This window comes from Pseudomonas fitomaticsae, assembly GCF_021018765.1.
GTDB lineage: Bacteria > Pseudomonadota > Gammaproteobacteria > Pseudomonadales > Pseudomonadaceae > Aquipseudomonas > Aquipseudomonas fitomaticsae.
The window spans coordinates 644,859-667,262 of the sequence record NZ_CP075567.1 but is presented as its reverse complement, the minus strand read 5'-3'; the positions used below and the strand labels follow the sequence as shown (position 1 = coordinate 667,262).

Below are 22,404 nucleotides of genomic sequence, written 5' to 3'. Positions count from 1 at the left end.
GAGCAAGCCCGCTCCCACATTGGAATGCATTTCACCTGTGGGAGCGGGCTTGCCCGCGAAGAGGCCCTTAAGATCACCCCAAAATCAACAGGCACAAAAAAAGCCCCGACTCTCACGAACCGGGGCTTTCGGCTGAAGCGCTACAACGACTTAGCCGTTGAACACGTCATCCACGCTTTTCAGCGGATAGTTCTTCGGATACGGCAGGGTCGCCACACCGGTCTCGATCGCGGCCTTGGCCACGGCGTCGGAGATCACGGTGATCAGGCGCTTGTCCATTGGCTTCGGAATGATGTACTCACGGCCGAATTCCAGGGAGATACCGCCGTAGGCGTCGCAGACTTCCTGAGGGACCGGCAGCTTGGCCAGTTCGCGCAGGGCGTTGGCGGCAGCGATCTTCATTTCTTCGTTGATGCGCTTGGCGCGAACGTCCAGGGCACCACGGAAGATGAACGGGAAGCCCAGTACGTTGTTGACCTGGTTCGGGTAGTCCGAACGGCCGGTGGCCATGATCACGTCGTTACGGGTGGCGTGAGCCAGTTCCGGGGAGATTTCCGGATCCGGGTTGGAGCATGCGAAAACGATCGGGTTGGCCGCCATGCGCTTGAGTTGCTCGGCGCTCAGCAGGTTCGGGCCCGACAGGCCGACGAATACGTCAGCGCCTTCGATGGCGTCGTCCAGGGTGCGCTTCTCGGTAGGATGAGCGAACACAGCCTTGTACTGGTTCAGGTCGTCACGGCCAGCGTGGATCACGCCGGTACGGTCAACCATGAAGATGTTCTCGACCTTGGCGCCCATGCTCACCAGCAATTTCATGCAGGAGATGGCGGCTGCGCCGGCGCCCAGGCAGACGATCTTGGCGTCGGCCAGGGTTTTGCCAGCGATTTCCAGGGCATTGATCATACCGGCAGCGGTCACGATCGCGGTGCCGTGCTGGTCATCGTGGAATACCGGAATGTCGCACTGCTCGATCAGAGCACGTTCGATCTCAAAGCACTCAGGCGCCTTGATGTCTTCCAGGTTGATGCCACCGAAGGTGATGGAAATGCGTTTTACGGTGTCGATGAAGGCTTGCGGGCTTTCGGAGTCGACTTCGATGTCGAAGACGTCGATGCCGGCGAAGCGCTTGAACAGCACGCCTTTACCTTCCATGACCGGCTTGGAAGCCAGTGGGCCGAGGTTACCCAGGCCCAGAATCGCGGTGCCATCGGAAATGACTGCAACCAGGTTGCCCTTGCCGGTGTACTTGTAGGCCAGTTCAGGATCGCGGGCGATCTCGCGCACTGGTTCAGCTACGCCGGGGCTGTAGGCCAGCGACAGGTCGCGGGCGGTAGCAGTGGCCTTGGTGAGCTCGACACTCAGCTTTCCTGGACGAGGATTGGCATGATATTCGAGAGCGGCAGTTTTCAGATCAGACATTTTGGCATTCCGCTTTTTACTGTTGGACAGACTGGTCAGCGAGGATACGCGCCTCGCAAAGTCCCCACAAGACTGCCCGGTCACCCCTGTCAAGCGCCCTGCCCTACGACTTTGGGCCAAGAGCCACGGCGCACAAGGGCTAGACTGTTCACAATCGACAGAAAAAATGTCTACAACTTTTTCTTCAGCGGGACGACTGGAGCATCGAAGGATCGGTCAGCGGCAACAACCAGCGCGCCTGACCTGATTTCAGTCCACCGCGCCGGGAACGATCGACCACCCAGCCACGGGCCTCGATCTGCTTGCCCTTCAACGCCTGCAGAGCGGCGCCGTCGAAACGATCCAGCAGATTGGGTGCAACGCGCAGTACAAGCTTGTCCTGCAACTCGATCCAGATTCCGCCGCGATTGCGCTGAACCTTGCTCACACGACCGCTGACCAGCGCGAAACCCGAGCGCTCGATCTGCTCCGCTTTCAGTACAGGCGGGCGCTTCCAAAGGCCAAGCCCGGCCTGTCGCGCGCGGCGTTCGGCGGCTTGCTGGCAATCGACCAGATCGACATTTGGCGCCACCGCGACCTGGAAACCGAGGCCATCGGCGAGCATCTGCGCTTCGAGATTCTCACCCTTGGCGCTGAAAACATGGGCCAGAGTGCGGCCGTAATGGTCTTTGGGCTGTGCGCCAAGGCGAAGGCCAACCCGCGCGTCGCTCTCGGCGACCAAGGCTTCGAGGCGCTTGCGCGCCGCTACCGCAAACGGCTCGTCGCTGCGGCCCTGCTTGCCGAGTTCGGGCGTATTGAGGCCGATCATCCGCACATTGCGTCCGTCGCTCAGGCGCAGGGTGTCGCCGTCGACCACCCGCTGCACCGTGGCGCTGTCCAGCCCGGACGGCGCCGGGCAGAAAGCCTGGGCGGCGGAGAGCCAAATCGCGGACACAAAAAAGGCGCCCGCAAGGGACGCCTTTTTCATCAGACCGGAAAAGCCGCTGAGGTTTTCCAGAATGAAGGGCCTTAGGCCTTTTTCGCGCCGAAAGCACCGAAACGGTCGGCGAACTTCTGAACGCGACCACCGGTGTCCAGAGTCTTCTGCTTACCGGTGTAGAACGGGTGGCACTCGTTGCAAACGTCGATCGCCAGGGCTTTGCCGAAGGTCGAACGGGTTTCGAACTTGTTGCCGCAGCTGCAAGTTACTGCAACTTCTGGGTAATTCGGGTGGATATCGGCTTTCATGGTGTTTTCCTCAGCTGGCGTGCCGCCATCCAACACGATTGTTGAATACCGCACGTAATTAGGCCGCGGATTCTACCAGACCTTTGCAATCACGCAAGCTGTCGCTGAGACCGACCGTCTGCTAGGCTCCCGCCCTTCTCCACCGCCCCGCCTATGAGAATCCCCCGCGTGCCCGACGCCATTCTGCGCCTCGCCCTGCCTTCGCCCCTGCGCCGCCTGTTCGACTATCGGGCCCCGGCCGGTGTGCTGCGTTCGCAGTTGCAACCGGGCATGCGCCTGCGGGTGCCGTTCGGCCGACGGGAGATGATCGGGATTCTGGTGGAGGTCACTGACACCAGCGAAGTGCCGGTGGAAAAGCTCAAACCGGCGCTGGCCCTGCTCGACGCCACCGCTCCGCTGCCGCCGGCGCTGTTCAAGCTGTGCCTGTGGACGGCTCAGTATTATCAGCACAGCCTCGGCGACACTCTGAGCTGGGCGTTGCCGGTGCTGCTGCGCCAGGGCGAACTGGCCGAGGTTCGGCAGGAACGTTTCTGGTCCGCCGCTCCCGGCGCCAACCTTGATGACCCGCGAATCGCCCGCGCCCCGCGCCAGCGTGAAGCCCTGGCAACACTGGCCCAGCATCCCCACGGCGTCGCCCATCAGTTGCTGAGCAAACTGATGCTGAGCAAGGACAGCCTCGATCTACTGCTGGCCAAGGATCTGGTGCAGGTCGAAGTGCGCCGCCACGCCCCCGGCGCACGCCATGAACACTGGCTGGCCCAGCCCGAGCTGCCGCTCAACAGCGAACAACGCGCTGCCTACGAGGCGATTCGCGCCGGGTTCGACAGCTATCACGCCTTTCTGCTGGCCGGGGTCACCGGCAGCGGCAAGACCGAAGTCTATTTGCAGCTGATCCGCGAAACCCTCGAGGCCGGCAAGCAGGCGCTGGTACTGATCCCGGAGATCAACCTCGGCCCGCAGACCCTCGCCCGCTTCGAACAACGCTTCAACGCCCGCATCGCCCTGCTGCACTCGGCGGTCAACGATCGTGATCGTCTGGACGCCTGGCTCGCCGCCCGCGATGGCGAGGCCGACATTATTATCGGTACCCGTTCGGCGCTGTTCACCCCGATGAAGAATCCGGGGTTGATCATCATCGATGAAGAGCACGACGGCTCCTACAAGCAGCAGGAGGGCCTGCGCTACCACGCGCGGGATCTGGCGCTGGTGCGGGCGCGGCAGGAAAACATCCCGATCGTGCTCGGCTCCGCGACCCCATCCCTGGAAAGCCTGCACAACGCCTACACCGGCCGCTACGGACTTCTGCGCCTGAACGAACGGGCGGGCGGCGCCAAGCAGCCACGTTTCCTGCGCCTGGATGTGAAAAGTCGTCCACTGGACAGCGGCATTTCCGGGCCGATGCAGCAAGCCATCGGCCAGACCCTCGCCGCCGGCCAGCAGGTATTGGTGTTCCTCAATCGCCGGGGGTTTGCCCCGACGCTGCTGTGCCACGATTGCGGCTGGATGTCCGAGTGCCAGCGCTGCGATGCACGAATGACCGTGCACCAGCGCTACGGCGAATTGCGTTGCCACCACTGCGGTTACGTCGAGCGCGTGCCGCGCCAGTGCACGAAGTGTAACAAGGTCGATCTGCGCCCCGTGGGTGCCGGCACCGAGCGGGCCGAAGAACGACTGGCGATCTTGTTCCCGGACTATCCGGTGCTGCGCGTCGACCGGGACAGCACGTCGCGCAAGGATGCGATGAACCAGTTGTTCGCCACGATCCAGAAAGGCCAGCCGTGCATTCTGGTCGGCACCCAGATGTTGGCCAAGGGTCACCACTTCCCTCGGGTGACACTGGTGTCGATCCTCGATGCCGACGGCGGGCTGTTTTCCGGCGACTTCCGCGCCAGCGAGCGCATGGCGCAACTGATTGTGCAGGTCGCCGGTCGAGCCGGGCGGGCGGAAGAACCGGGCAAGGTGATCATCCAGACGCATCTGGCCGACCATCCTTTATTGGTGCAACTGACCGAGCAGGGTTACTTCGCCTTCGCCGAGCAGGCCCTGAGCGAACGCCGCGCCGCCGGCCTGCCGCCGTTCGCCCACCTCGCCCTGCTGCGCGCCGAAGCGCACAAGCCGGGGCAGGCCGAAGGCTTTCTTGATGAGGCGTGCAGCGAGGCCGAGCGTTTGCTGGCCGAACAGAATCTGAGCGGCATCGAACTGCTGGGACCGGTGCCGGCACCGATGGAACGTCGGGCTGGCCGCTTCCGCGCGCAGCTGCTGTTGCAGGCCACGGCCCGGGCGCCGCTACACCGATTGCTGGCGAGCTGGCTGCTGGTGCTGGAGCAGATGCCAAGCGGCCGGGCGGTGCGCTGGTCGCTGGATGTCGACCCTGTCGATTTGTATTGATTGATCGATTGCTATCGCTGGCAAGCCAGCTCCCACAGGGGAATTGCGTCGCTCTTGTGGGAGCTGGCTTGCCAGCGATGACTGACGAATTGTCACCACACATCCACATCCTGCCTGCTAAGGTTGGCAAGCCCGTCTTCGCAACGGATAATGCCCAGTTTTTCCACCCGCGCATCGATGCGCCGCCGCGCTTGCGGTCGAAAGAGAAGACCATGAAAGACACCATTCGCCAGCTGATCCAACAAGCCCTCACCCAACTCGTCAACGAAGGTGTGTTGCCTGAAGGCCTGACGCCGGCGATCCAGGTGGAAAACGCCCGGGACAAGACCCACGGCGACTTCGCCAGCAACATCGCGATGATGCTGGCCAAGCCTGCGGGCATGAAACCGCGCGATCTGGCGGAAAAAATCATCGCCGCCCTGCCGGCTGACGAGAACGTCACCAAGGCCGAAATCGCCGGTCCAGGCTTCATCAACTTCTTCCAGAACACTCATGCGCTGGCCTCGCGCCTCGACGCAGCGCTGGCCGACGCTCACGTTGGCGTGCGCAAGGCCGGCCCGGCGCAACGCACCGTGGTCGACCTGTCGGCACCGAACCTGGCCAAAGAGATGCACGTCGGCCACTTGCGCTCGACCATCATCGGCGACGGCGTGGCGCGAGTACTCGAATTCCTCGGCGACACCGTGATCCGTCAGAACCACGTCGGCGACTGGGGTACCCAGTTCGGCATGCTGATGGCCTACCTGCAGGAAAACCCGATCACCAGCGACGAACTGTCGGACCTGGAAAACTTCTACCGCGCCGCCAAGCAACGCTTCGACGAATCCCCGGAATTCGCCGACCGCGCCCGTGGCCTGGTGGTCAAGTTGCAGGCCGGCGATGCTGAATGCCTGGCGCTGTGGACCAAGTTCAAGGACATCTCGCTGTCGCACTGCCAGAAGATCTATGAACTGCTCAACGTCAAACTGACCATGGCCGACGTGATGGGCGAAAGCGCCTACAACGACGACCTGATCAACGTGGTCAACGACCTGAAAGCCGCCGGCATGCTGGTCGAAAGCAACGGCGCCCAGTGCGTGTTCCTCGACGAATTCAAGAACGCCGAAGGCGAGCCGCTGCCGGTGATCATCGTCAAGGCTGACGGCGGCTACCTGTACGCCACCACCGACCTGGCGGCCGTGCGTTATCGCAGCGGCAAGCTGAAGGCCGACCGTGCGTTGTACTTCGTCGACCAGCGTCAGGCCCTGCACTTCCAGCAGGTGTTCGCCGTGGCGCGCAAGGCCGGTTTCGTGACCCATCCGATGGAAATGGAACACATGGGCTTCGGCACCATGAACGGCGCCGACGGCCGTCCGTTCAAGACCCGTGACGGCGGCACCGTGAAGCTGATCGACCTGCTGACCGAAGCGCAGGAACGTGCCTACAGCCTGGTGAAGGAAAAGAACCCGACACTGGCCGAAGACGAACTGCGTGCGATCGCCAAAGTCGTGGGCATCGGCGCGGTGAAATACGCCGACCTGTCGAAGCACCGCACCAGCGACTACAGCTTCAACTTCGACCTGATGCTCAACTTCGAAGGCAACACTGCGCCATACCTGCTGTACGCCTACACCCGCGTGGCCGGTGTATTCCGCAAACTGGGCAAGGATTTCAGCGAAGTCGACGGCCAGATCGTCCTCGAGGCGGCGCACGAACAGGAACTGGCGGCCAAACTGGCGCAGTTCGGTGAAGTGCTGAACAACGTTGCGGAAAAGGGCACGCCACACACCCTGTGTACTTACCTGTACGACGTGGCCGGCCTGTTCTCCAGCTTCTACGAGAACTGCCCGATCCTCGCCGCCGACACCCCGGCACAAATGCAAAGCCGTCTGCGCCTCGCCGCGCTGACCGGCCGTACCCTCAAGCAAGGCCTGGAACTGCTCGGCCTGGAAACCCTGGAGCGTATGTAAGTTGGCTGCCAAGAAAAAACCTGCACCCAAGCGTGGCGCCAGCCGTTACCAAGCTCCAGCGAAGCAGCCGATTCCGGGCTGGCTGTGGATGGCCATTGGCCTGACGGTCGGCGCGTTCATCGTGTTCCTGATGAAACTGGAGCCGGGCAAGGGCAGCGACACGGTCAAGCGCGAGAAGGTCGAGCAACAGCAACAACAGAAAGCCACCAAGATCGCCGAGGCCAACAAGACCCCGCCGAGCCCGACGCAACCGGTGAAGCCGAAGTATGACTTCTACACCCTGTTGCCGGAATCGGAAGTGATCGTGCCGCCTGATGCCGTGCCGGAGAAAACCCTGCCGACGCCGCAAGTGCCGGCGATCCCGACCACGCCGGTGACCCCGGCTGAAGCGGCGAAGATCGACACAGCGCGTGCACAGGCTGCACTGGCCGGGATCACCCCGCCGCCAGCGCCACCAGTGACCAAGGCTGCACCGGTGACCAAGTTCTTCCTGCAGGCCGGCTCGTTCCGCAAAGAGACGGATGCCGACAAGGTCCGCGCGCAGATCATTCTGCTCGGCCAGGCGGTGGCGGTTGAGTCCGGGACGGTCAAGGATGAAACCTGGTACCGCGTACTGGTCGGCCCGTTCAGCAACCGCGAACAACTGACCACCGCCCAGAAACAACTGGCGGGCGCAGGCTTCAGCAACCTGTTGTTACAACAACGCCAGAGCCGCTGATATCCCCCAAATGATCCTTCCCGCGCGCGGCGCGGGGAGGATCCGCGCAACACCACCGCTCGTCCCCTCTCCCGCCCCGCAGTTGAAATCCTCTCTACCACCCCCATATGAATGGGCATAAGGCATTTTCGCCCCGCAGTGTGGAGACTCTTCCCTTGACCACCATCGTTTCAGTCCGCCGCCACGGCAAAGTCGTCATGGGCGGCGACGGCCAGGTTTCTCTTGGCAACACCGTGATGAAAGGCAACGCGAAGAAAGTTCGTCGCCTGTACCACGGCGAAGTCATCGCCGGTTTCGCCGGTGCCACCGCCGACGCCTTTACCCTGTTCGAACGTTTCGAAGGCCAGCTTGAAAAGCACCAGGGTCATCTGGTTCGCGCCGCCGTCGAACTCGCCAAAGAATGGCGCACCGACCGTTCCCTGAGCCGCCTCGAAGCGATGCTCGCGGTCGCCAACAAAGACGCCTCCCTGATCATCACCGGCAACGGTGACGTGGTCGAACCCGAAGACGGCCTGATCGCCATGGGTTCCGGTGGCGCCTATGCGCAAGCCGCCGCCAGCGCCCTGCTGAAGAAGACCGACCTGTCGGCCCGCGAAATCGTCGAGACCGCTCTCGGCATCGCCGGCGACATCTGTGTATTCACCAACCACACCCAGACCATTGAGGAGCAGGATCTCGCTGAAAAAGCCTGACGCGGCCCCTGTGCCACGGCTTGTTTCTGCTTGAGGACCGTCAATTATTATGTCCATGACTCCCCGCGAAATCGTCCACGAACTCAACCGCCACATCATCGGCCAGGACGATGCCAAGCGCGCCGTCGCGATTGCCCTGCGCAACCGCTGGCGCCGCATGCAGCTGCCTGAAGAGCTGCGCGTTGAAGTGACCCCGAAGAACATCCTGATGATCGGCCCGACCGGCGTCGGTAAAACCGAGATCGCCCGTCGCCTGGCCAAGCTGGCCAACGCACCGTTCATCAAGGTCGAAGCGACCAAGTTCACCGAAGTCGGCTACGTCGGCCGTGACGTCGAATCGATCATCCGCGATCTGGCAGACGCCGCGATCAAAATGCTGCGCGAGCAGGAAATGACCCGCGTTCGCCACCGTGCCGAAGACGCCGCCGAGGACCGTATCCTCGACGCCCTGCTGCCACCGGCACGCATGGGCTTCAGCAACGAAGAAGCGCCGACTCAGGATTCCAACACTCGCCAACTGTTCCGCAAGCGCCTGCGCGAAGGTCAGCTGGACGACAAGGAAATCGAGATCGAAGTCGCCGAAATGGCCGGCATCGAAATCGCCACGCCGCCGGGCATGGAAGAGATGACCAACCAGTTGCAGTCCCTGTTCGCCAATATGGGCAAGGGCAAGAAGAAGGCCCGCAAGCTCAAGGTCAAGGAAGCGCTGAAGCTGGTACGCGACGAAGAAGCCGGTCGCCTGGTCAACGAAGAAGAGTTGAAGGCCAAGGCTCTGGAAGCAGTCGAGCAGCACGGCATCGTGTTCATCGACGAGATCGACAAGGTCGCCAAGCGCGGCAATGTCGGCGGCGCCGATGTGTCCCGTGAAGGCGTGCAACGTGACCTGCTGCCGCTGATCGAAGGCTGCACCGTCAACACCAAACTGGGCATGGTCAAGACCGACCACATCCTGTTCATCGCCTCCGGTGCGTTCCACCTGAGCAAGCCGAGCGATCTGGTGCCGGAGCTGCAAGGCCGTCTGCCGATCCGTGTTGAACTCAAGGCCCTGAGCCCGCAGGATTTCGAACGCATCCTCAGCGAACCGCACGCCTCGCTCACCGAGCAATACTGCGCGCTGCTGAAAACCGAAGGCCTGAACATCCAGTTCCAGCCGGAAGGCATCAAGCGTCTGGCGGAGATAGCCTGGCAGGTCAACGAAAAGACCGAGAACATCGGTGCCCGTCGCCTGCACACGTTGCTCGAGCGTCTGCTGGAAGAGGTGTCGTTCAGTGCCGGCGATCTGGCCAGCGCCCACGACGACAAGGCGATCCAGATCGACGCCGAGTACGTCAACAGCCACCTGGGCGAATTGGCGCAGAACGAAGACCTGTCCCGTTATATCCTGTAAGCCATACTTACAGTGGTCGTGAAACTGTGGGAGCCATCGGCTCCCACAATTTTTTCCACCTGACGGAACGCCGGCGATGACCCAACTCCCCACCGACATCAAACTGCACAAAGCCTCGAAAACCCTGTCGCTCAAATACGCGTCCGGCGAGGAGTACACCCTGCCCGCCGAATTCCTGCGCGTGCATTCCCCCTCCGCCGAGGTCCAGGGCCACGGCAAACCGATCCTGCAATTCGGCAAGCTGCATGTCGGCCTGACCAAGGTAGAACCGGCCGGTCAGTACGCACTGAAACTGACCTTCGACGACGGGCACGACAGCGGTCTGTTCACCTGGGATTATCTGTACGAGCTGGGGCGACGCTATGACGCACTCTGGGCGGATTATCTGGCCGAGCTCAAAGCCGCCGGCAAAACCCGCGACCCGGACGAGTCCGTCGTCAAGCTGATGCTCTAGTCCGCGCCTCGGACTGTTTAGAGGGCATTTTCTAGATTCATCTGTTTGAATGCTCCGCTAAAGCGGCCCGGGATCGGCTGCTTGCGAAAAAAATCAATCTCGGGTAACCAATGGAACTGGCAAGTTCCCTGCAATGCTCTACGACTGTAAAGCAGCTATGCAGAATCAACGGTCACCCGAGCAGTAGTACCTGGCATTGGCTGTGGAACTGCACAGCAGAAAACCGGGTACTCGTCTCAGGACAATGGAGCGTCGTAGATGAGTAACAAGAATAACGATGATTTGAAGTACCAGGCCTCGGAGAACACCCTGGGGCTGAATCCTGTCGTTGGGCTTCGCGGAAAGGATCTGCTGGCCTCTGCTCGAATGGTGCTGACCCAGGCCATCAAACAACCGATCCATAGTGTCAAACACGTCACCCAGTTCGGCCTCGAACTGAAGAACGTGCTGTTCGGCAAATCCGACCTGCAACCGGCGGGCGATGACCGTCGCTTCGTCGATCCGGCGTGGAGTCAGAACCCGCTGTACAAACGTTATCTGCAAACCTACCTGGCATGGCGCAAGGAACTCCATGCCTGGATCGACGACAGCAGCCTCTCGCCCAAGGACATCGCGCGCGGCCACTTCGTGATCAACCTGATGACCGAGGCCATGGCGCCGACCAACACGGCAGCCAACCCGGCGGCGGTCAAACGCTTCTTCGAGACCGGCGGCAAGAGCCTGCTCGACGGCCTCTCGCACCTGGCCAAGGATCTGGTGCACAACGGCGGCATGCCGAGCCAGGTCAACATGGGCGCGTTCGAGGTCGGCAAGAGCCTGGGCGTGACCGAAGGCGCGGTGGTGTTTCGCAACGACGTGCTGGAGCTGATCCAGTACAAGCCGATCACCGAGCAAGTGCACGAGCGCCCGCTGCTCGTCGTGCCGCCGCAGATCAACAAGTTCTATGTATTCGACCTCAGCCCGGACAAGAGCCTGGCGCGCTTCTGCCTGCGCAACAATGTGCAGACCTTCATCGTCAGCTGGCGCAACCCGACCAAGGAACAGCGCGAGTGGGGCCTCTCGACTTACATCGAAGCCCTGAAGGAAGCGGTCGACGTGGTCACTGCGATCACCGGCAGCAAGGACGTCAACATGCTCGGCGCCTGCTCCGGCGGCATCACCTGCACCGCCCTGCTCGGCCACTACGCCGCCACGGGTGAAAACAAGGTCAATGCCCTGACCCTGCTGGTCAGCGTGCTCGACACCACGCTCGACAGCGACGTCGCGTTGTTCGTCGACGAGCAGACGCTGGAAATGGCCAAGCGACACTCCTATCAGGCCGGTGTGCTCGAAGGCAAAGACATGGCCAAGGTCTTCGCCTGGATGCGTCCCAACGATCTGATCTGGAACTACTGGGTCAACAACTACCTGCTCGGCAACGAGCCGCCGGTGTTCGACATCCTGTTCTGGAACAACGATACGACTCGACTGCCGGCCGCGTTCCACGGCGACCTGATCGAGATGTTCAAAAACAACCCACTGATCCGCCCCAATGCACTGGAAGTGTGCGGCACGCCAATCGACCTCAAGCAGGTGACCGCCGACATCTTCTCGCTGGCCGGCACCAACGACCACATCACTCCGTGGAAGTCCTGCTACAAGTCGGCGCAGCTGTTTGGTGGCAAGGTGGAATTCGTGCTGTCCAGCAGCGGGCATATCCAGAGCATCCTGAACCCGCCGGGCAACCCGAAATCGCGCTACATGACCAGCGACGAAATGACCGCCAATGCCGATGACTGGCAGGAAAACTCGACCAAGCACGCCGACTCCTGGTGGCTGTATTGGCAGGCATGGCAGGCCGCGCGTTCGGGCGAGCTGAAAAAGGCGCCGACGAAATTGGGCAACAAAGCGTTCCCGGCAGGTGAAGCATCGCCGGGCACTTACGTACACGAGCGGTAACCGACACACCTCGTACCCTTTGTGGGAGCGGGCTTGCTCGCGAAAGCGGTTGATCAGCCAACATCAATGGCGACTGACACGACGCCTTCGCGAGCAAGCCCGCTCCCACAAAGGGTACGAGGTGACATTGAGATTGACCCACAGGGCCTTGAAGCATGCCGCATCCGTTCATCTTTCGAACCGTCGAGCTGGATGGCCAGACCATCCGCACGGCGGTCCGCCCCGGCAAGCCTCACTTGACGCCCTTGCTGATATTCAACGGCATCGGCGCCAACCTGGAGCTGGTGTTTCCTTTTGTCGCGGCGCTGGATCCGGACCTGGAAGTGATCGCCTTCGACGTGCCCGGTGTCGGTGGTTCCTCGACGCCGCGACGGCCATATCGCTTTCCGGGGCTGGCGAAGCTCACCGCACGGATGCTCGATTACCTCGACTACGGACAGGTCAACGTGATCGGCGTGTCCTGGGGGGGCGCGCTGGCGCAGCAGTTCGCCTACGACTATCCCGAGCGCTGCAAGAAGCTGGTGCTGGCGGCGACCGCTGCCGGTGCGGTGATGGTGCCGGGCAAGCCAAAAGTGCTGTGGATGATGGCCAGTCCGCGGCGCTATATCCAGCCGTCCCATGTGATCCGCATCGCCCCGATGATCTACGGCGGCTCGTTCCGCCGCGACCCGACACTCGCCGCCAGCCATGCGGCCAAGGTGCGTTCGGCGGGCAAGCTCGGTTACTACTGGCAACTGTTCGCGGGCCTGGGCTGGACCAGCATTCACTGGCTGCACAAGATCCATCAGCCGACGCTGGTGCTGGCCGGTGATGACGATCCGCTGATCCCGCTGATCAACATGCGCATGCTCGCCTGGCGAATTCCCAACGCGCAGTTGCACATCATCGACGACGGGCATCTGTTCCTGATTACCCGGGCCGAGGCGGTGGCGCCGATCATCATGAAATTCCTCCAGGAGGAACGTCAGCGTGCGGTGATGCATCCGCACCCGACACCGCTGGGCGGATAACCGTCCCGGCGCGGATTTCTGGACAGCGTCTTGCAACGTGTCCACACAGGTGCGTGGCAGGAGGCCGCGCAGGCAACAACCCGCAACAGCGTCTATGGTGTTCTGGTTCGGTGTGTTTGTTTTTGGCCTGAAGACGAAGGAGTGTTGAGTCATGCGTGACAAACCAGCGACGGGCGTCGTGCCCAGCCCCGCCGTGTTCATCAATGCACAGAGTGCCATGACCGGCCTGCGCGGCCGGGACCTGATCTCGACCTTGCGCAGCGTGGCTGCCCACGGCTTGCGCAATCCGATCCACAGTGCAAAACACGCCTTGAAGCTGGGAGGCGCGCTCGGACGCGTGCTGCTCGGCGAAACCCTGCACCCGACCAATCCGCAGGACAGCCGCTTCGCCGATCCGGCGTGGAGCCTGAACCCGTTCTATCGGCGCAGCCTTCAGGCCTATCTGGCCTGGCAGAAACAGGTCAAGAGCTGGATCGACGAGAGCAGCATGAGCGACGACGACCGCGCCCGCGCGCACTTCGCCTTCACCCTGCTCAACGACGCCGTTGCGCCTTCCAACACACTGCTTAATCCGCTGGCTGTGAAGGAGCTGTTCAACTCTGGCGGTCACAGTCTGGTGCGCGGTCTCAGCCATCTGTTCGATGACCTGTTGCACAACGACGGCCTGCCACGCCAGGTGACCAAACAGGCTTTCGAAGTCGGCAAGACCGTCGCCACCACCACCGGCTCGGTGGTGTTTCGCAACGAAATGCTCGAGCTGATCCAGTACCGGCCGATGAGCGAAAAACAGTATTCGAAACCACTGCTGGTGGTGCCGCCGCAAATCAACAAGTACTACATTTTCGACCTCAGCCCGAGCAACAGCTTCGTTCAGTTCGCCCTGAAGAACGGCTTGCAGACCTTCATGATCAGCTGGCGCAACCCGGATGTGCGCCATCGCGAATGGGGCCTGTCGACCTATGTTGAAGCCGTGGAAGAAGCGATGAACATCTGCCGGGCGATCACCGGCGCCCGCGAAGTCAACCTGATGGGCGCCTGCGCCGGTGGGCTGACCATCGCCGCGCTACAAGGACATCTGCAGGCCAAGCGGCAGTTGCGGCGGGTCTCCAGCGCCACCTATCTGGTGAGCCTGCTAGACAGCGAAATGAACACCCCGGCCACCCTGTTCGCCGATGAGCAAACGCTCGAAGCGGCCAAGCGGCGCTCCTATCAGAAAGGCGTGCTGGACGGTCGCGACATGGCCAAGGTGTTCGCCTGGATGCGCCCCAACGATCTGATCTGGAGTTACTTCGTCAACAACTACCTGCTGGGCAAGGAGCCGCCGGCGTTCGATATCCTCTACTGGAACAACGACAGCACCCGTCTGCCCGCCGCGTTTCACGGCGACATTCTGGACTTCTTCAAGCACAACCCGTTGACCCACCCGGGTGGGCTGGAAGTGTGCGGCACGCCGATCGATCTGCAGAAGGTCACGGTCGACAGCTTCAGCGTCGCCGGGATGAACGACCACATCACGCCGTGGGACGCGGTCTATCGCTCGACGCTGTTGCTGGGCGGTGAGCGGCGCTTCGTGCTGTCCAACAGCGGCCACGTGCAGAGCATCCTCAACCCGCCAGGCAACCCGAAAGCCCATTACGTCGAGAACGGAAAGCTCAGCGGCGATCCGCGTGCCTGGTACTACGACGCCAAGAAAGTCGACGGCAGCTGGTGGCCGCAATGGCTGGAGTGGGTGCAGCAGCGCTCCGGCACCCTGCACGAAACCCAGATGACCCTCGGCAACGCCAATTACCCACCGATGGAAGCGGCACCCGGCACCTATGTGCGTGTGCGCTGACTGACTCTAGCCCTTTAAGAAGACTGGATGAAAACAAGCGAACGGATCCTCGAATGTGCCCTGCAGTTGTTCAACGAAAAGGGCGAGCCGAACGTCTCCACCATGGAGGTTGCCAATGAAATGGGGATCAGCCCTGGCAACCTCTACTACCACTTCCACGGCAAGGAACCGCTGATTCTCGGATTGTTCGAGCGCTTCCAGAACGACCTCGCCCCGCTGCTCGACCCGCCCGCCGATGTCGAACTGGCGCCGGAGGATTACTGGCTGTTCCTGCATTTGATCGTCGAGCGGCTGGCGCAGTACCGCTTCCTGTTCCAGGACCTGTCGAACCTGGCCGGACGGTTGCCGAAACTGGCCAAGGGCATTCGCCAGTTCCTCAACGTGCTCAAGCGCACGCTGGCGTCATTGCTGGCGCGCTTGAAAGCGTCGGGGCAACTGGTCAGCGACACCCAGGCGCTGGGGCAACTGGTGGAGCAGATCACCATGACCTTGCTGTTCTCGCTGGACTATCAGCGGATTCTTGATCGTGAAGGGGAAGTGCGGCTGGTGGTGTACCAGATCATGATGCTGGTGGCGCCGCATCTGTTGCCGCCGGTGAAGGTGGCGACGGAGAGGATGGCTTTGCAGTACCTCGAAGATCACGAGTAATCCGACGGCTTTTCCCAAACAAAAACGCCCGACCTTCACAGGCCGGGCGTTTTCTTGAGCCCTGAAAAATCAGGACTGACTGGTTGGCGTCGACGGAGTCGATGCAGCAGTCGGAGCAGGCGCCGGGGTTGGAGCCGAGGCGGAGTTCGACGTGCTTGCCAGTGCTTGCGGCGTAGTCACCGGTTTTGGCGCAGCTGGTTTCGGCGCAGCGGCTTTCGGCGCGGCCGGTTTTTTCACTGCCGGTTTTTTCGCCGCAGCCGGTTTGGCGGCTGGCTTGGCAGCGGGTTTGGCGGCAGCGGTTTTCGCTGCTGGCTTGGCCGCAGGTTTGGCGGCTGGTTTTGCTGCCGGCTTGGCGGCGGCCTTGGCGGCAACCGGTTTGGCCGCGGCTTTCGCTGCAGGCTTGGCGGCAGCAGTTTTTGCCGCTGGTTTTGCGGCCGGCTTGGCGGCGGCTTTAGCCAGTGGCTTGGCAGCGGTTTTGGCCGCGACAGGCTGAGCTTTCAGGCCGGTGAGTTTTTCGATCTGCTTGGTCAGGGTATCGACCTTCTTGTGCAGATCCTTCACCTCGTTGCGGCTCGGTACGCCCAGCCGCGAAATCGCACTGTTCAGGCGCTTGTCAAAAGCCCCTTCCAGTTGATCCCAGGTGCCCAGCGCGCGATCTTTCACGCCGCTGATGCGCGATTTTGCCGAGCTTGCAGAATCCTTGGCAGCATCGACTTTCTTGCCGACTGCAGCCTTGGTGAGCTTCTCGGCTTTCTCGCCGTCTTTGACCAATGTATCGAAGAGCTTGCTGCCGTCAGTGTCGATCTTCGAGTACACGCCTAAACCAGCCAGCCAGATCTTGCGGGAATAGTCTTCGACTTTTCCGATCCACGAGCTGCCTTCTTTATCGGTGTTCTTTTTACCAGCCATCCCGTTCTCCTTAAGATTTACGCGCGACGCGTTCGAGCAATGCCGTCAGCTCATCGAGCTTAGCAGAGAGTGCCTCAACGTCATGTTTAGACGGAATGCCGATACGATTCAAGGCACTGGCGACACGCGTGTCGAACGCCTTCTCGACCTTGTCGAGCTGAACTTCGACCCGGCCTTTGAAAGAGCTGACTTCGCTCTTGGCTTCATCGATCTCGGCGTTGGCCGCTTCGAGTTTTTCGGTGACGGCTTTTTTGCCTTTCTTTTCAACAGTTTGACCAGCCTTGATCAACTCCTGAAAGTACTCGCTGCCCTCCTGACCGACCTTGGTGTAGGCACCCAGGCCTGCCAGCCAGATCTTGCGGGCATAGGATTTGACGTCGCTCAGAGCGGAAGTCGAAGCGTCGATTTTTTTCTTCAAAATGACTTTGGCCATGGTGCACCTCACGCGCAGAAGGTTTGAGGAACTGCCCTGACGAGTGTCGGGCTCAGGCACAAAGTAGGGAGAAAAATTAGAAACGGCACCCTAACAACTGACATAAAAGGCAGGTGCACGAGAAAAAAACGGGGAGCCCGAAGCTCCCCGTTTTGTCCTGATCAGACCAGCGCTTTATCCAGCGCCTTTTCGATCTCGGCTTTGATCATGCCGCTCATGGCCGACATCATCAGACCCAGTTCCACGTCGACCCGGATCGAATCCTCGGCCACATGCACCGCGCCCTTCACGCCCGAACGCTTGAGGTTCAGGACATCGCCCGACCACTGCGGCTCCAGGCCATATTGATCGGAGAGTTTCTGCGCCAGTTTGTCGGCTTTCTCGCGGGCCGCTTCCTTGCCCAGGCTGTGGGCACGCTCAACACTGATATGGGCCATTGAATGACTCCTGCTTTTTGAATGGGGCTATGAATGCCTGCAACGAATCTTGACCGCCACTGCGGCAAATCGTCCCGAAGGTTGCCCATCTTACCTTTAGCCATTCCAAGACAAAGCATGGCTTGGGGATTAGAATGTCGCGCATTCTCTTTTGGTGACAGCGATATGACTGATCAGCGCAAAGGCAGCGATGCCGAACCCACCACTCACTTCGGCTTCAAAAACGTTCCGGAAAGCCAGAAAGCGGAAAAAGTCGCTGAGGTGTTCCACTCCGTGGCCGCCAAGTACGACCTGATGAACGACCTTCTGTCGGGCGGCATGCACCGTCTGTGGAAGCGTTTCGCGATCGAACTGTCGGGCGTGCGCGCCGGCAACCGCGTGCTGGACATCGCCGGTGGCACGGGCGATCTGACCAAGAAATTCTCGCACCTGGTCGGCCCGACCGGTCAGGTGGTGCTGGCCGACATCAACGAATCCATGCTCAAGGTCGGTCGTGACCGCCTGCTGGATGTCGGCGTGTCGGGCAATGTCGAGTTCGTCCAGGCCGACGCTGAAAAGCTGCCGTTCCCGGACAACCATTTCGACTGCGTGACCATCGCCTTCGGCCTGCGCAACGTGACGCACAAGGAAGACGCTCTGCGCTCGATGCTGCGCGTACTCAAACCGGGCGGCCGCCTGCTGGTGCTGGAATTCTCCAAGCCGACCAACGCGCTGATGTCCAAGGCCTACGACGCCTACTCGTTCGCCTTCATGCCGCTGATGGGCAAGCTGATCACCAACGACTCGGAAAGCTATCGCTACCTGGCCGAATCGATCCGCATGCACCCGAATCAGGAAACCCTGAAGTCGATGATGGTCGACGCCGGTTTCGACCGCGTGACCTATCACAACATGACCGCAGGCATCGTCGCCCTGCACCGCGGCATCAAACCCTGATGCTGCTGACCGGGCTGCTCGCCAGCGTCGAACTCGGCCTCAACCGTGTGCTGCGTCTCGACAGCACGGCGCTGCCGCGACTGGCGCATCTGACCGGCAAGGTGATTGCCGTGGATTGCCGCAGCCCGGCGCTGCAACTGTTCATCCTGCCGAGCGATGAAGGTCTGATGCTGGCGTCCCACTGGGAAACCGGCGTCGATTGCACCCTGCGCGCCCCGGCCTCGAGCCTGATGAAACTGGCCCTGAGCAAGGACAAGACCGCGGTGCTGCACGCACCGGAAGTCGAACTCGACGGCGACAGCGGTGTGCTGCTGGAGCTGGCGGGCGTGCTGCAGGATCTGGAGCTGGACTGGGAGTACGAACTCTCGCGCTGGCTGGGGCCTGTCGCCACGCAGCTGGTCGGCGGTCACCTGCGCAGCCGCGCCCGCTGGTATCAACAAGGATTTGCCAGCCTCAACCAGAACCTCGCCGAATACCTGGCCGAAGAATCGCGCACCCTCGTCGGGCAGCGCGAAGCCGAAGCCCGCTTCAGCGAACTGGACCGGATCAAACTCGATCTGGAACGTCTCGAGGCGCGCTTCGAGCGCCTTTCCCGATCCCTCGACCCAAGCGATAACGCATGAAGCTGCTCGCCGTCCGCCGTCTGTTGCGCATCCAGCGCGTCGTGATCCGCTACCGCCTCGATGACCTGCTGTTCGATCTGCCTTTGCCGTGGTTCCTGCTGGCGCTGCGCTATGTGCTGCCGTGGCGCTGGTTCCCGCGCAAGCCGCTGGACCTGAGCCGTGGCGCTCGCCTGCGCCTGGCGTTGCAGGATCTGGGACCGATCTTCATCAAGTTCGGGCAGATCCTCTCGACCCGCCGCGACCTGCTGCCGGAAGACATCGCCGATGAGCTGATGCTGTTGCAGGACCGCGTGCCGCCGTTCGATTCGCAGCTGTCGGTCAAACTGATCGAAGAACAACTGGGCAAGAAGATCAGTGAAGTGTTCAGCCGCTTCGACGTCGAACCGCTGGCCTCGGCCTCGGTGGCGCAGGTACACGCCGCGCAACTGAAGACCGGCGAAGAAGTGGTGGTCAAGGTGATCCGCCCGGGCCTGAAACCGGTGATCGCCCAGGATCTGGCGTGGCTGTTCATCCTCGCCCGCGCCGCCGAAAAGGTCTCCGCCGACGCCCGCCTGCTGCACCCGGTGGACGTGGTCAGCGACTACGAAAAAACCATCTACGACGAACTCGATTTGCTGCGCGAGGCGGCCAACGCCAGCCAGTTGAAGCGCAATTTCGAAGGCTCGCCGCTGCTCTACGTACCGCAAGTCTATTGGGACTGGTGCCGGCCGAAAGTGCTGGTGATGGAGCGCATCTACGGGATTCAGGTGACGGATCTGGCGACCCTCGCCGACCAGCGCACCGACATGAAAATGCTTGCCGAACGCGGCGTGGAGATCTTCTTCACCCAGGTGTTCCGCGACAGTTTCTTCCACGCCGATATGCACCCGGGCAACATCTTCGTCAGCACGGTCAATCCGTGGAGCCCGCAGTACATTGCGATCGACTGCGGCATCGTCGGCAGCCTGACCCCGGAAGACCAGGACTATCTGGCGCGCAACCTGTTCGCCTTCTTCAAGCGCGACTACCGCCGCGTGGCGCAATTGCACATCGATTCGGGCTGGGTGCCGGCGGAAACCAAGCTCAATGAATTCGAAGCGGCGATCCGTACCGTGTGCGAGCCGATCTTCGAAAAACCATTAAAAGATATTTCATTTGGCCAGGTGCTGATGCGCCTGTTCCAGACCGCGCGCCGCTTCAACATGGAAGTGCAACCGCAACTCGTTTTGCTGCAAAAGACCCTGCTGAACATCGAAGGCCTGGGCCGTCAGCTGTACCCGGATCTGGATCTGTGGAACACCGCGCAGCCGTTCCTCGAACGCTGGATGCGCGAGCGCGTCAGCCCGAAAGCCTTGATCGGCAACGTCCAGAGCCAGTTCGAACAGCTGCCGCACCTGGCCAACATGGCCCGCGACCTGCTCGAACGCATGTCCCAGCCCCACGCCAACGACCCGCCGCCACCGTGGAAAAAACGCAAGGACGACTGGTTTCTGCGCCTGCTCGGCAGCGCCCATCTGGCAGGCGGTACGATCCTCGCCGCCGGGGGCCCGATGCACGAACTGGGGCATTGGCCCGCCGGGATCATGGTGGCAGTCGGCTTGTATCTGGTCGTTCGCCGATAGCCAGTTCAGTGATCGGCTGGCACACTGTTTCAACGCCTGAACCCGACTATTGAAGTGTGGGTTCGCTGTCGGAGTCGAAGATGAAAAACTGGCTGGACGAGATCAAGTGGGATGCCGATGGCCTGGTGCCGGCGATTGCCCAGGATCACAAGACCGGACGCGTATTGATGATGGCCTGGATGAACCGCGAAGCCCTGGAGCTGACCGCGGCGGAAAACCGTGCCATCTATTGGTCACGTTCCCGTGGCAAGCTGTGGCGCAAGGGCGAAGAGTCCGGCCACGTACAGACGCTGCATGAAATGCGTCTGGACTGCGACGCCGACGTCATCATCCTGATGGTCGAACAGATCGGCGACATCGCTTGCCATACCGGCCGTCAAAGCTGCTTCTACCGCGTCTTCGAAAACGGCGACTGGAAAACGGTCGACCCGGTCCTGAAAGACCCGCACGCCATCTATTCCGCAGGACACAAACATGAGTGACACCCTGACCCGCCTCGCTCAGGTGCTGGAAGAGCGCAAAGGCGCAGCCGCCGACAGCTCGTATGTCGCCAGTCTGTATCACAAGGGTCTGAACAAGATTCTGGAGAAAGTCGGCGAAGAATCGGTCGAAACGATCATTGCCGCCAAGGACGCCGCCGTCAGCGGCGACTGCAGCGACGTGATCTACGAGACCGCCGACCTGTGGTTCCACAGCATGGTCATGCTCGCCCAGCTGGGGCAGCATCCGCAGGCAGTGCTGGATGAACTGGATCGCCGTTTCGGCCTGTCCGGACACGTCGAGAAAGCCTCGCGTCCGTCCGCCTGAACAACTATTAGAGAGGAACAGCAACATGGGCATTTTTGACTGGAAACACTGGATCGTCATCCTGGTGGTCGTGGTACTGGTGTTCGGTACCAAGAAACTGAAAAACCTCGGCACCGACGTTGGCGAGTCGATCAAGGGCTTCCGTAAAGCCATGAACGACGACGAAAAACCGGCCGATCCGACCGTCACGCCTGCGCAGCCGGTGCCACCGGTTCAGCCGCAAGCCACCGCTCAGGCCAACCCGCCGCACACCATCGACGTGCAGGCGCAGAAAGTCGAAGAGCCGATCCGCAAAGACGTGTGAGCACTGACTAATGTTTGGTATCAGCTTCTCTGAACTGCTGCTCGTCGGCCTCGTCGCCCTGCTGGTGCTGGGCCCCGAGCGTCTGCCGGGCGCTGCACGCACCGCCGGCCTGTGGGTCGGACGGCTGAAGCGCAGCTTCAACGCGATCAAACAGGAAGTTGAGCGTGAAATCGGTGCCGACGAAATCCGTCGGCAATTGCACAACGAGCACATCCTGTCGCTGGAGCAGGAGGCGCGGAAGATTTTCACGCCGGTTCAGCAGGAGCCGACGCCGGTCGAGCACGTGGGTGAGCAGACGATTCATGCGCCTGCCGCCGCGACGCCACCAGCACCTGTCGTAGCGCCAACCGATTCTGCGCCTGCTGTCGCAGCCACGACGGTTGAACACGTAGCCCCAACCGCCGCGCCGACCACACCAGCGCCTCACGACCCAACATTGCCGCCGCGAGCCCCATGACAAGGGCCTGTCATCGGTCATTTCCTGTGTCGCGTTGTCGCCTGAAAGCGGGCCAGGCAAGGCGTAGTCCGCAGGGAATGTGTTTTACCTTTCCAAGGACTACAACGCAGCCTGGCCCGCTTTCAGGCACAACCCGAAGGGCCGGCCCGTATTTGCGCAGGGCTGCGTTACTCGTTGCTTATTTGAAACGCCAAACTACGCGCCTCGCGCCTTGCCCTGCGCAAATACGGGCT

Annotated in this window: 23 protein-coding genes; 17 read left to right on the top strand and 6 right to left on the bottom strand. The window is 61.5% G+C overall.

Features of this window, described 5'->3' with window-relative positions:
- Positions 1–150 precede the first annotated feature (150 nt).
- The 3 genes from KJY40_RS02985 to rpmE form a co-directional block, all read right to left on the bottom strand.
- The gene (locus KJY40_RS02985; protein ID WP_007952395.1) at positions 151–1,419 is read right to left on the bottom strand and encodes a malic enzyme-like NAD(P)-binding protein; all 1,269 of its coding nucleotides are present in this window, start codon (positions 1,417–1,419) and stop codon (positions 151–153) included.
- A gap of 184 nt (positions 1,420–1,603) precedes the next feature.
- Positions 1,604–2,386, bottom strand: a complete 783-nt coding sequence (locus KJY40_RS02980; protein ID WP_230734872.1) for a thermonuclease family protein — start codon at positions 2,384–2,386, stop codon at positions 1,604–1,606.
- A gap of 41 nt (positions 2,387–2,427) precedes the next feature.
- Entirely contained in the window at positions 2,428–2,646 is a 219-nt protein-coding gene (gene rpmE, locus KJY40_RS02975) for a 50S ribosomal protein L31 (protein WP_007952398.1), read from the bottom strand.
- Between the two features lie 168 nt (positions 2,647–2,814).
- Between rpmE and KJY40_RS02970 the strand changes: the two genes are divergently transcribed.
- From KJY40_RS02970 to KJY40_RS02925, 10 genes are all read left to right on the top strand, one after another.
- Positions 2,815–5,034 (top strand): primosomal protein N', encoded by a 2,220-nt coding sequence (locus tag KJY40_RS02970; protein WP_230734870.1) that lies wholly within the window; start codon positions 2,815–2,817, stop codon positions 5,032–5,034.
- A gap of 212 nt (positions 5,035–5,246) precedes the next feature.
- Positions 5,247–6,983: an arginine--tRNA ligase gene (gene argS / locus KJY40_RS02965; RefSeq protein ID WP_230734868.1), complete on the top strand. Its 1,737-nt coding sequence runs from the start codon at positions 5,247–5,249 to the stop codon at positions 6,981–6,983.
- Between the two features lies 1 nt (position 6,984).
- A complete protein-coding gene (locus KJY40_RS02960; protein WP_115076257.1) occupies positions 6,985–7,701 on the top strand; it encodes an SPOR domain-containing protein in 717 nt (238 codons plus the stop codon).
- A 155-nt stretch (positions 7,702–7,856) separates the two neighbouring features.
- Positions 7,857–8,393: an ATP-dependent protease subunit HslV gene (gene hslV, locus KJY40_RS02955; protein WP_230734866.1), complete on the top strand. Its 537-nt coding sequence runs from the start codon at positions 7,857–7,859 to the stop codon at positions 8,391–8,393.
- 49 nt (positions 8,394–8,442) lie between these two features.
- Positions 8,443–9,780, top strand: a complete 1,338-nt coding sequence (hslU, locus tag KJY40_RS02950; RefSeq protein ID WP_230734864.1) for an ATP-dependent protease ATPase subunit HslU — start codon at positions 8,443–8,445, stop codon at positions 9,778–9,780.
- A gap of 76 nt (positions 9,781–9,856) precedes the next feature.
- On the top strand, positions 9,857–10,234 hold the full coding sequence (locus KJY40_RS02945; protein WP_085711048.1) for a gamma-butyrobetaine hydroxylase-like domain-containing protein: 378 nt from the start codon (positions 9,857–9,859) through the stop codon (positions 10,232–10,234).
- A gap of 258 nt (positions 10,235–10,492) precedes the next feature.
- Complete coding sequence (gene phaC, locus KJY40_RS02940) at positions 10,493–12,172, top strand: class II poly(R)-hydroxyalkanoic acid synthase (RefSeq protein WP_230734862.1); 1,680 nt, start codon at positions 10,493–10,495, stop codon at positions 12,170–12,172.
- Between the two features lie 155 nt (positions 12,173–12,327).
- Entirely contained in the window at positions 12,328–13,182 is an 855-nt protein-coding gene (gene phaZ, locus KJY40_RS02935) for a poly(3-hydroxyalkanoate) depolymerase (RefSeq protein ID WP_230734860.1), read from the top strand.
- Between the two features lie 151 nt (positions 13,183–13,333).
- Positions 13,334–15,016, top strand: a complete 1,683-nt coding sequence (gene phaC / locus KJY40_RS02930) for a class II poly(R)-hydroxyalkanoic acid synthase (RefSeq protein WP_230734858.1) — start codon at positions 13,334–13,336, stop codon at positions 15,014–15,016.
- A 27-nt stretch (positions 15,017–15,043) separates the two neighbouring features.
- The gene (locus KJY40_RS02925) at positions 15,044–15,664 is read left to right on the top strand and encodes a TetR/AcrR family transcriptional regulator (protein ID WP_007952414.1); all 621 of its coding nucleotides are present in this window, start codon (positions 15,044–15,046) and stop codon (positions 15,662–15,664) included.
- A gap of 69 nt (positions 15,665–15,733) precedes the next feature.
- Here KJY40_RS02925 and KJY40_RS02920 read toward each other — a convergent pair whose 3' ends face one another.
- The 3 genes from KJY40_RS02920 to KJY40_RS02910 form a co-directional block, all read right to left on the bottom strand.
- Positions 15,734–16,573 (bottom strand): phasin family protein, encoded by an 840-nt coding sequence (locus tag KJY40_RS02920; protein ID WP_230734855.1) that lies wholly within the window; start codon positions 16,571–16,573, stop codon positions 15,734–15,736.
- Positions 16,574–16,583: 10 nt separating this feature from the next.
- Positions 16,584–17,006, bottom strand: a complete 423-nt coding sequence (locus tag KJY40_RS02915) for a phasin family protein (RefSeq protein ID WP_007952416.1) — start codon at positions 17,004–17,006, stop codon at positions 16,584–16,586.
- Positions 17,007–17,167: 161 nt separating this feature from the next.
- Complete coding sequence (locus tag KJY40_RS02910; RefSeq protein ID WP_007952417.1) at positions 17,168–17,443, bottom strand: polyhydroxyalkanoic acid system family protein; 276 nt, start codon at positions 17,441–17,443, stop codon at positions 17,168–17,170.
- Between the two features lie 165 nt (positions 17,444–17,608).
- Here KJY40_RS02910 and ubiE point away from each other — a divergent pair, with 165 nt between their 5' ends.
- From ubiE to tatB, 7 genes are all read left to right on the top strand, one after another.
- Positions 17,609–18,379 carry a bifunctional demethylmenaquinone methyltransferase/2-methoxy-6-polyprenyl-1,4-benzoquinol methylase UbiE gene (gene ubiE / locus KJY40_RS02905; protein ID WP_007952418.1) on the top strand — a complete coding sequence of 257 codons (771 nt, stop codon included), beginning with the start codon at positions 17,609–17,611 and terminating at the stop codon, positions 18,377–18,379.
- A complete protein-coding gene (locus tag KJY40_RS02900; protein ID WP_230734852.1) occupies positions 18,379–19,002 on the top strand; it encodes a ubiquinone biosynthesis accessory factor UbiJ in 624 nt (207 codons plus the stop codon). The genes ubiE and KJY40_RS02900 overlap by 1 nt, the downstream gene beginning before the upstream one ends.
- The gene (gene ubiB / locus KJY40_RS02895) at positions 18,999–20,603 is read left to right on the top strand and encodes a ubiquinone biosynthesis regulatory protein kinase UbiB (RefSeq protein ID WP_230734850.1); all 1,605 of its coding nucleotides are present in this window, start codon (positions 18,999–19,001) and stop codon (positions 20,601–20,603) included. The genes KJY40_RS02900 and ubiB overlap by 4 nt, the downstream gene beginning before the upstream one ends.
- A gap of 80 nt (positions 20,604–20,683) precedes the next feature.
- A complete protein-coding gene (gene hisI / locus KJY40_RS02890) occupies positions 20,684–21,085 on the top strand; it encodes a phosphoribosyl-AMP cyclohydrolase (protein ID WP_007909357.1) in 402 nt (133 codons plus the stop codon).
- On the top strand, positions 21,078–21,410 hold the full coding sequence (locus KJY40_RS02885) for a phosphoribosyl-ATP diphosphatase (protein WP_007952422.1): 333 nt from the start codon (positions 21,078–21,080) through the stop codon (positions 21,408–21,410). The genes hisI and KJY40_RS02885 overlap by 8 nt, the downstream gene beginning before the upstream one ends.
- 25 nt (positions 21,411–21,435) lie before the next feature.
- A complete protein-coding gene (locus KJY40_RS02880; protein WP_007952423.1) occupies positions 21,436–21,714 on the top strand; it encodes a twin-arginine translocase TatA/TatE family subunit in 279 nt (92 codons plus the stop codon).
- Positions 21,715–21,724: 10 nt separating this feature from the next.
- Positions 21,725–22,171, top strand: coding sequence for a Sec-independent protein translocase protein TatB (gene tatB / locus KJY40_RS02875; protein WP_084777045.1), 447 nt, complete (start codon positions 21,725–21,727; stop codon positions 22,169–22,171).
- Positions 22,172–22,404: the final 233 nt, after the last annotated feature.

Excerpts from the sequence above, each read along its gene's own strand:
- KJY40_RS02925 (WP_007952414.1), top strand. The coding sequence starts at position 15,044 with ATGAAAACAAGCGAACGGATCCTCGAATGTGCCCTGCAGTTGTTCAAC.
- tatB (WP_084777045.1), top strand. The coding sequence starts at position 21,725 with ATGTTTGGTATCAGCTTCTCTGAACTGCTGCTCGTCGGCCTCGTCGCC.
- phaZ (WP_230734860.1), top strand. The coding sequence starts at position 12,328 with ATGCCGCATCCGTTCATCTTTCGAACCGTCGAGCTGGATGGCCAGACC.
- argS (WP_230734868.1), top strand. The coding sequence starts at position 5,247 with ATGAAAGACACCATTCGCCAGCTGATCCAACAAGCCCTCACCCAACTC.
- KJY40_RS02915 (WP_007952416.1), bottom strand. The coding sequence starts at position 17,006 with ATGGCCAAAGTCATTTTGAAGAAAAAAATCGACGCTTCGACTTCCGCT.
- hslU (WP_230734864.1), top strand. The coding sequence starts at position 8,443 with ATGTCCATGACTCCCCGCGAAATCGTCCACGAACTCAACCGCCACATC.
- ubiE (WP_007952418.1), top strand. The coding sequence starts at position 17,609 with ATGACTGATCAGCGCAAAGGCAGCGATGCCGAACCCACCACTCACTTC.
- KJY40_RS02980 (WP_230734872.1), bottom strand. The coding sequence starts at position 2,386 with ATGAAAAAGGCGTCCCTTGCGGGCGCCTTTTTTGTGTCCGCGATTTGG.
- KJY40_RS02985 (WP_007952395.1), bottom strand. The coding sequence starts at position 1,419 with ATGTCTGATCTGAAAACTGCCGCTCTCGAATATCATGCCAATCCTCGT.
- KJY40_RS02885 (WP_007952422.1), top strand. The coding sequence starts at position 21,078 with ATGAGTGACACCCTGACCCGCCTCGCTCAGGTGCTGGAAGAGCGCAAA.
- rpmE (WP_007952398.1), bottom strand. The coding sequence starts at position 2,646 with ATGAAAGCCGATATCCACCCGAATTACCCAGAAGTTGCAGTAACTTGC.
- hisI (WP_007909357.1), top strand. The coding sequence starts at position 20,684 with ATGAAAAACTGGCTGGACGAGATCAAGTGGGATGCCGATGGCCTGGTG.
- KJY40_RS02900 (WP_230734852.1), top strand. The coding sequence starts at position 18,379 with ATGCTGCTGACCGGGCTGCTCGCCAGCGTCGAACTCGGCCTCAACCGT.
- phaC (WP_230734858.1), top strand. The coding sequence starts at position 13,334 with ATGCGTGACAAACCAGCGACGGGCGTCGTGCCCAGCCCCGCCGTGTTC.
- ubiB (WP_230734850.1), top strand. The coding sequence starts at position 18,999 with ATGAAGCTGCTCGCCGTCCGCCGTCTGTTGCGCATCCAGCGCGTCGTG.
- KJY40_RS02945 (WP_085711048.1), top strand. The coding sequence starts at position 9,857 with ATGACCCAACTCCCCACCGACATCAAACTGCACAAAGCCTCGAAAACC.
- KJY40_RS02920 (WP_230734855.1), bottom strand. The coding sequence starts at position 16,573 with ATGGCTGGTAAAAAGAACACCGATAAAGAAGGCAGCTCGTGGATCGGA.
- phaC (WP_230734862.1), top strand. The coding sequence starts at position 10,493 with ATGAGTAACAAGAATAACGATGATTTGAAGTACCAGGCCTCGGAGAAC.
- KJY40_RS02880 (WP_007952423.1), top strand. The coding sequence starts at position 21,436 with ATGGGCATTTTTGACTGGAAACACTGGATCGTCATCCTGGTGGTCGTG.
- KJY40_RS02910 (WP_007952417.1), bottom strand. The coding sequence starts at position 17,443 with ATGGCCCATATCAGTGTTGAGCGTGCCCACAGCCTGGGCAAGGAAGCG.